Source organism: Sphingobacterium sp. HSC-15S19 (genome assembly GCF_050433745.1).
Lineage (GTDB): Bacteria > Bacteroidota > Bacteroidia > Sphingobacteriales > Sphingobacteriaceae > Sphingobacterium > Sphingobacterium siyangense.
In genome coordinates this window covers 1-8,649 of the sequence record NZ_JBNPWQ010000071.1, presented here as the reverse complement: position 1 = coordinate 8,649, position 8,649 = coordinate 1, and the positions used below count along the sequence as shown (strand labels likewise).

The 8,649-nt window shown below is 34.8% G+C and carries 6 protein-coding genes; all 6 read right to left on the bottom strand.

From position 1 onward, the window contains the following. Window positions 1–400: 400 nt before the first annotated feature. Window positions 401–670, bottom strand: coding sequence for a hypothetical protein (locus L1283_RS28000; RefSeq protein WP_286768319.1), 270 nt, complete (start codon window positions 668–670; stop codon window positions 401–403). Window positions 671–1,503: 833 nt separating this feature from the next. After that, on the bottom strand, window positions 1,504–2,565 hold the full coding sequence (locus L1283_RS27995; RefSeq protein ID WP_286768320.1) for a restriction endonuclease: 1,062 nt from the start codon (window positions 2,563–2,565) through the stop codon (window positions 1,504–1,506). A gap of 15 nt (window positions 2,566–2,580) precedes the next feature. Continuing rightward, entirely contained in the window at window positions 2,581–5,745 is a 3,165-nt protein-coding gene (locus L1283_RS27990; protein WP_088160837.1) for a hypothetical protein, read from the bottom strand. Beyond that, window positions 5,735–6,292, bottom strand: coding sequence for an ABC-three component system middle component 1 (locus L1283_RS27985; RefSeq protein ID WP_088160836.1), 558 nt, complete (start codon window positions 6,290–6,292; stop codon window positions 5,735–5,737). The genes L1283_RS27990 and L1283_RS27985 overlap by 11 nt, the downstream gene beginning before the upstream one ends. Then, a complete protein-coding gene (locus L1283_RS27980; RefSeq protein WP_088160835.1) occupies window positions 6,270–7,583 on the bottom strand; it encodes an ABC-three component system protein in 1,314 nt (437 codons plus the stop codon). Before L1283_RS27980 ends, L1283_RS27985 begins: the two co-directional genes overlap by 23 nt. Then, window positions 7,576–8,499, bottom strand: coding sequence for an MBL fold metallo-hydrolase (locus L1283_RS27975; RefSeq protein ID WP_429626773.1), 924 nt, complete (start codon window positions 8,497–8,499; stop codon window positions 7,576–7,578). The genes L1283_RS27980 and L1283_RS27975 overlap by 8 nt, the downstream gene beginning before the upstream one ends. Between the last annotated feature and the right edge of the window lie 150 nt (window positions 8,500–8,649).

Here is an 8,649-nt window from a genome sequence, read left to right as displayed (position 1 = left end):
ATTAAGAGGCAGATGTATGGTAGAGCGGGGTTTGACTTATTGAGGAAACGTGTAGTATACGCTCCGTCTTGACCACCAAAAGTGGGGAAGAACCAATATGCTCCGGAATATAAGTTGTTAAACAGAAAGATATTACTTGGAGAGGTAAAAATGCCTCCAAATATCATACTGATTGAACAACAAAGGGGTCATTATCTGACGGAATGCCATGCGATAGCAGCGCTTAAACAAACATGATATCCTAAATTATGTCCGGAATCAGGGGGGCAGCATGCTCCGGTATATGCATTCAAAATGTGCTTTAGCCTTTGGCCCACGTATTTCAGCATATTTTCCAATATTCGGAATTTGGAGAATATCCTTCTGCATCTTGAAATTATATATAATAATTGCAACCTCCTTAAACATTAGCCAAAATACGTTCCAAAGTTGAGTGTCCGTCAAGTCTATCAATAGCGCAATCAGATGTTCCTTTTCCAACGTAAAGGACTTCATGGTTTGAGATTACATCTGGAATTCCCTGCAATAAATGAACAAAATTTGATATTAGGGTTGTTGAAACAAGATTTCCATTTTCATCATAGTTTAAAATAGAGTTATAGGGATAAGCTGAAACTTTTACCCGGCCTCCAAAATCTGCTATTAATCCCGGGGGTTTCAGCACCATCATTTCGAAATTTCAAGTCAAATTTAAATTGATCACCATCTTTCTTAAATGTTTCTGGTACAATCGAGATTATAGGCCTACTGCAAATTAAATAGATCATACAATTCCTCAATCTTTCGGTTATTTCTGTAAAAAATCCATCCAGTTCATTTCTATCAGCAAAGCGATAAAGAAATCTATCATGAGAACGAAATCGAAGTAGAACCGAAGAAAAATATTTAGTAGGTTTCATAGGAGCTAAAATACTCAATCTATATCAGAAATATTAAAACTGTCCAATACTTTGCAATTTCAATCGCATTGTTTCTTAAAAATAATATATAATTTATTTTAGCATTTTTATCCTATGGAAGCACTGATTTTTTTTCTCAAACATTACCGAATAGACGAAGAATAGCTTCATATTAAGGCCTGAGTGTAAATTTGGAAATATTTGATAAAATCAAGATAGCTAATCTTAAGGATTTATTATTTCATTATCATTAAGTTTGGGATAATTGAATGAAGCGTCTAATGAAATTAATTATCTATTTAGTGCCGCCAACCAAAAGCCTATACTAGGCTCAGTCATAAGTTAGGTAATTTGAGCAATGTCTTAGACACCACGTCCGAAACACATACTACTGAAAATAAAACACTTATATTGACATCTAAATTTCGCAAAGGGGGACAAATATACCATTGTCGACTTCCCTTGTAAAGGAGACAGCACCCATCAAAAGAAAGCAATCGTATTAGCACGGCGGAAATCCCAATCACATTTAAGTGAGTATTTCAGATTTCTCCCTGCCAGAGAAGAATATTATTTAACAAGACAAACTTACAGATTATAGATTTTAACTTTCGGGACCAAACACTGTCTGCATTTTACGATCAAAATCCCAACCAATCCCGCCAGTTTTGTAATGGTCTTCCTTGTAGTAAATTTCTTCATAAGGCATTCCGTCCAAACCGTCAAACTGGCAAAAAAGATGCGGACATGAGGTATATTCATCACCGTCCTTAATGAAATTAACGATTCTATGATAAGGAATGCGGCCGATCATTTTTGCAGGTATAACCTTATATTTAGCCTGCTTGAGCCGCGGATCAGAAAAAGTATGTACTGGCTCCCAGTAACCATCATCATCCATGATAACAAACGAACCTATACCTGCATTTAGTAGAAATTCGACACCATTAAAATATATATCATGAAAAAACGTTCGGTAAGATGTATTAAACGTTCCCGATGGACTGGAGACTCCTGTACCGTAAGTAATATCATCCACTGCCCTAATATAAACTTCCTCACAAATAAATTTCGAACTAGGTTTATTTATCAAGGAATTTCCATTAGCTGGGGCTTTAATAAATTTATGATCTATAATCGCTTTCAGCAGCCGTTCCTTCATCTTCAAGCCCCGATTTAGCCGTTGAACATTTTTCTTTATTTCTTTTTCTTTGTCAATACCAAATGCCACTTTAAGTATTTTTGGATACTCATAAAGATAAGTTTCCAAATTTGTAGCGGTCCAAATTTCGGGAATGGCAATTCCCCTAGATTTACAATGTACCTCCAGAATTTCTCGATTTCTTTTCGACACATCGCAAGATACAATTATCAAAAGCTTATCGTGTGATACTCCACTTGCTTCAATAAGATCAACAATTACTTTTAATTCATTTCCAGAAATACTTTTTTGTCTTTTGCATTGGATTATCCAAACATCAGATTTACCAGAAGGTAGCGTAATATTTCCTTTAATATCTATTCCTGAATCATTTCCAGTGCGACCAGTATGTTCCAGTTTTATTCCCTTACATTTAGCATTTACCAACATAAAGCAGATATCCTCAAATCTTAAAGGATCAAGGTCTGAAAAATGTAGCCTATTCGTCGTTTTTGTAGGTTGCATGAACAATATTAATCGTTAATAAGTTGATCGAACAGTTCCGAAGGTCTCTAACTCAATATATTTTGCGTTGAACAGCGACGCCGGTATTTTTCTTCTAAGTAAGTTATGAAAGTTTTCATCATGAGTGGACAGAATAATCTGCTTGTTGAATTTGACAACAATACTTCTGAATAAATCTATTGTTGACAAAATATTAATGCTATCCATTGATTGAATTGGATCGTCAATAAAAATACAATTTACAGGATTTCCATCATTATCCTCAGCATTTAATGCTTTCGCTAAAAAAATACTGAGACTTAGAATATTCATTTGTGCCGTACTGAAGTACAAATTTGGCACCAGCGGGTTATCTCCATTTTCTCCAGTTACAAAAACATTTAACTTAGGCTTGTCATTACTAAAATCACATTTAAATTTGATTTTCTTATATTCAGGGTGTGGATCAACTTTTCGGTAGAGCACATTTATCAGATCCTCATAAAAGAAAGATTCTACCTGTTCATGTATAAATTTGGATATTCGATCTCTTTCTACACATAAATTTTTCCCGATTTTATCCCGTAGTAACTTAATACGTTTTTCTAACCCATCTGCTGTTTTGACAAATTTTTGATGATTTAAATAAGGCATTACGTTTTCCTGAAGCCTTTTCAGAAGCAGTAAATTTTGCGTAGTAACTTTATTCATCTCTATGCGTTTTTTAAGATCTGCCATTTCATCTTTTAGGAGGAATTCTAGGTGTTCTAAAGAGATCGATCTTTCAAATTTTAGCGCAAGAGATTCTGCAGACTGTTCAAATTTGTTGATAACCCTTAACAAATCACTATTTAATCTTTCACGCTTTACGATATCTGCATTTACTTCATCTATTAATATGGAAAGATTCTGGCCATTTGATGTCTCCAAAGATTTCGTGAGATGACTTTTCCTAGAATCTGCCTTTTTCTGATCTTCTTGTATTTTTGCTATAAGTTCATCCAATAATTCTAGCGAAATAGCTTTTCCGGGAAATTGTTTACGAAAAAATAATACAACAGACGAGTATTCTAAATCCTCCCGTAATTGCCTCAATGTCTCTTCTCTTTCGGCAACACTATTTTTAAGATCGTTGATAGATTTCTCTACTATCGCGATTTCTTCCCTAATGTTTTTGGTTGTAGTTTGTAATTCTAATAGCTCAGATGTTAGCAAATCTATCGTGGTCTGTTTATTCGAATTGAAATGGTCTGGTGTCAAACCTTGTAGTTTAGCTGACCATTTGACCAATGCTTCGGTATTATCTTCAATTTTTTTCTGTAAATTTTTGCTTTGATTATCTAGTCCTTCAATAAGTTCGTCTCGCACTTTAATCTCATAATTTGCGTTATTAATCAAACCATCAATACGATCTGCCAAAAGTTTTAGTTCGGAAACTATACGATTGCTAATTTCATCCAAAAGTTCTCCCTTATTCGATCTTTCTTCAATTAAGGCTTGCATCACTTGACTGAGTGCAGTGTTGTTATTAATGGCAAAGGTCAAATCTTCAAATGACTCAAATTCACTATCGCATAGTGGACAGTGATTACTTTTGGCATTATTAACTATTTCTGCTCCTCTTAAAATAAACTGCTGGATATCCTCACTTAACAATTCCTGCTGGGTGATTGCCCGTTGAATTCCATCTATTTCGAACAAAATTTTCTCCCTTCTTTGTATGAGTTTTTCCGCACTGGCGATCTGCTTTGCAAATTCTGTGCGGAGATCTTGTGGAATTAATGAAAATTTATGCTCAATGAAACAACTTTGGGCTCGTTTAAGTTCAGCTAAGCCATTCGACAAAGCACTCTTCTCAGCTTTTCTCCCATTCAGAGCTTTAGTAATTTCCTCCAACTCTTTGTTAAATTGAGACTGCTTTGAAATCAATTCTAATCTTGTATATTCTTCTAATTCAGGATTTACGAATTGTTGACGCATTTCCTCAATTTCTGCAAGTATTATTTTAATTCGTTCATCCCCCCGTTTTATCTGTAGATCTGATATTAATAATTTATTTTGTTCACTTACAAGCTTTTCACCTTCCGCCTTTGATAAAGCCAAAACTTCAGCTTGTTGAAAAATCTGGGTAACGTATTTACCAAAAGCCGATTTGATTTGATTTGCTTCTAATGTCAGCTTCGACAACGATTCAAGATTCCTATTTATCTTGTCCAACTCGCTTCTATCAGTTTTCGTCGCTAACAGTTGCTTCAAAGTATTTTGAAACTCATTTAACTGTTTAATTCCTTCCGCTATTTTTTTAGCAGCATCTATATATTCGGCGATACCAGCTTCTTCTGTTGAACCAATTAACAAACTCTCGATTTTCTTTTCATTTTCAATGACTTTTTCGAGTGAAAAGTTCAGTTTTAACATTCGAGTATCAATTAAATCTGATAATTCTAGAAAGTCTTTATCAGTGAAATCAGTGTCTATTCTTCTAAACCCCAAATTATCCTGATTCAACAAATCTATATGGGAATTGATCTTCTTTAAAATGTCCTTGTCACCTTCAAAATTCAACTTCAATTGACATTTTTGAAGTTCAGTTTTTAAACTGGTGATGTTAACATCGTTAGCTTTGATCAAACCGACAACGTTTTTATAGTACTCATCCAGATTTTTATCCCCGAAATAGGTTATAAATTTCTCATATCGTATATTTGAATCATCCTCTTTAAGAAAAGCATCTATCCATTCCTGGGAAAGTAAAACGTCTTGAAAATATTCTGTACCTTTCTTTGTCTCCGACAGTTTAAACTTGAAATCCGGTTGACCTGATCGAACATCAGGAATAGTATTTACAATGGTTTTATCGGAAACAGTTGTAGAAAGTCTTACGAATCCTTCCAAATCTGGATCGGAAAATTTATTACGAATAATATGCTGCTTTTCTTTAGTTCCGAAATCTGCTTTATAAGTTCTTTCGGCTTTTGCAGCATCAGCATTCTTACCATGCTTCCTGAGAAATCTATTAATGTTATTGGTAAATCCCCATTCTACTGCATCATAGAAAGAGGTCTTACCAAAACCATTTGGTGCATAAATAGAAATAAAGTCGGCTATTTCGCCAGTTTCTTGATCAGAAAAGTCGAAAGTCCCATTTTCAACCTTATCATAAGCCCTAAAAGCCTGTATTTCAACTTTTTTAAACTTCATTATTATACTTCTCTTCTAGTTCAGTTAGTATTTTTTGAATATCAGTTTCGGCATTTTTCTTGGTAGTGGTCAATTTGTGTGTACTGATCAGCTTTGTTAATTGTTCATCTTTTTTAAAAGTTATCGATTTATTTTGAACAGTCGCTGTTATATTCAGATCAGTATTTGTTATATGATGGCTAATTATTTTTTCCACTGCCTCGTCATTTACCTCTTCTTTATAATTCCCTAATACAATTTTCCTGCATGCAAACCTATCATTTTCAATCTTATATTGCAGTTCTTTTTCAACTGATTCACGGCAGACGTAGAAAATATACATATTCCACCGTTCAAATTCGGCAGAAGAGGGCAAGTCAGCCTGAAAATACGCAGCAATGGAGCTGTAAAGATCTTTCCATTGTTCTTTCAGAAGATTTTCCGTTGGAAACAACAGTGTAAATACGTTAATAGTACCCAAAAAGGATACCTGATAAAGGCCGACCTTTACACCTGGGTATATTTTTTCTATGGATTTCACGTTCTCAGTGTCTGAGCAATTCTTCATATTCTGCTTTTAATTTTGCTATTAATTCCTGTTCCGACAAACTATTATAATCACGATAATCTTCTTCCTTTTCAATGATACATTTCTTTTGAAAAGCATATAGATGTATTAATTTATAACTTTTAAAAGGATGTTCGACCCCTTCATCAATAAGCATCTCCACTGCTTGAACATTATTAGCACGAATAATGTCATCTATTGCGTTAGATGGGATGATATATTTATCCGGCTTGGATTTTGTACTAACGATTATGCATCCGTTTTGTGACAAGCCACGAAAATCCGATTGTGTAATTTCTTTAAACTGTGCAGACCAGTCCTTCGTTGTGTTAGAAAAAAGTATCCTAAAGGAATTAAAGTTCTCTTCTAAGGTGCCTTCGGTAATATCGTTATCCTTCACTAAATTTAAGATGATCAGGTACTCGAGCCAAGTTATCCAAAGTTCTTTTGATAACAAATCATTTTTACTTGGCTTATTCCCGATTAGCAATTTTTCATTGAAAAAATTCTTTACGAATAGTGGTGTAAGATTATTGTTGACAATTTTGTCTGTGATATTCCTCAAAAAATCCCTGGTGTAGGCGACGTTTCCTGGTACTAGGCAATTTTCAATCTTCATCACCTGATTTTTTAATAACGAGAAGGAGGTAAGATAATAAGGCAGCAGCTCTATTAGATCATCATTAACAGCGACTATCTCGTCAAAGAAAGCCATCGGCATAAAATCGATTCTTCCCAAGGTTTCCTGCCCATCTGGAACAGACATTTTTTTTTGTATTCCAGCAAGATAATAGTGTCCATTATCTATATTTATTATGCCACCACCAGACTGCCCAACGATTTCTTTATGCGTGGCCACACGTTCTAACTCACCTTCAATGTAGTTTAAGGGCTTCTTTATCTTAAGAGTAAGATTATTGTCACGATAAGAGAAATCCTCTCTACTTCTTGAATTAGGGTGACCTGCCAAAACAAAGGTTCCCAATGCAGCAAAAGGCTTATCCAATCGCAACAATTCAGTAATACTATCATCAACCTTCTGAATTTTTATGATGGCTGCGTCAATATTCTTAAAATCGTTATGATAGTATGGTTCCCCTATCATCTCGAGTTCTTCGTTCACCAAATCACCTTCTTCATTAACAGTTTGCCTAACTATCGATAAGGGTAGTGGAGAATCTTTAATAACGTGCCTGGCGGTTAATACATAAGAATATTGATCAGACATTGGTTGAAATAAACAACCACTACCAGATCCCACCTTGACAGTAAAAATGGGTAACTTATTCATGTATTATAAATTCGTGATCAATAGGCAATATTTCAAGGTTTGGAAATGATACGTAATCTGCTTTAGAAAATATCTCTTCAGCTAAGTGGTCATAATTAAAGTAGAGACTCAGAGTTTTTTTCTCATTAAGCAATCTTGCAAGACATTGTTTATGGGGAAGGGCGCTTCCCGAACCATCACTACTAATCACATAAACAGGTGACTCAATAAGACGTAAAAGTTCCACATTAGTATTAAACTTACTACCATGATGAGCCATTTTCACAAACTCACATTCCAATTTATTTTTTTCCGTAAAGCCAAAATAATTTAGGCCGGCAATGATCTTCTCAGGATGAGCATCTGCGAGAAATAACATATTTTTACCCTTAAAAGTTAATACAAAAGCAATTGAACTGCCATTATGAGGCGATCTATCCTTGACGAAAAGATCATTTTCAATGTGAGAGAGTAAGCTTTGTTTGTAGTCTGTTGGTCTTGAAGTCACACTTTCAGGCATTTTTTTTTCCCATTTAGTTAGCAAAGCTTCAAGTCCGCTCTCATCAGGCGATAATATTTTTAATTCAACCCCATAAAACTTAATCACTTGTTCAGCCTTAATAATCTTCCTAGTCCAAACTCCGGCATCACCGATTGTTTTTTCAAAAGTTACACCTTCGACAATCCCTGTATCAGTCACGTAAGAGGGCGTTAAAATGATATGATTTTCTAATATATCCGGCTTTCTAAAATATTCAAAAATCAACTGCCCTGAATTAAATAATACAGTTCCTATAAGATCAGTCGCTTGGGGATCATTTTCGAACCAAGTAGTAAGACCCTCAATGTGATCATTATCAACATGGGTTAAAATTAGCAAATCTATTCTTTGGTCTTTATCTCTTATCAGCTCAACAGTATCACCAAAAGCTCCCATTATAATCTTACCTTTCTTATCCTTTTCGCAGTAAGTTTCCGCAGTTCCCCCGTCTATGGATATAATGTTGAAGTTGACCCCTCCGCTGGACATACTGACCCCTCTAACAAGGCTTTTTTCAGTCCAACTGATGACCTGACAATATTACTT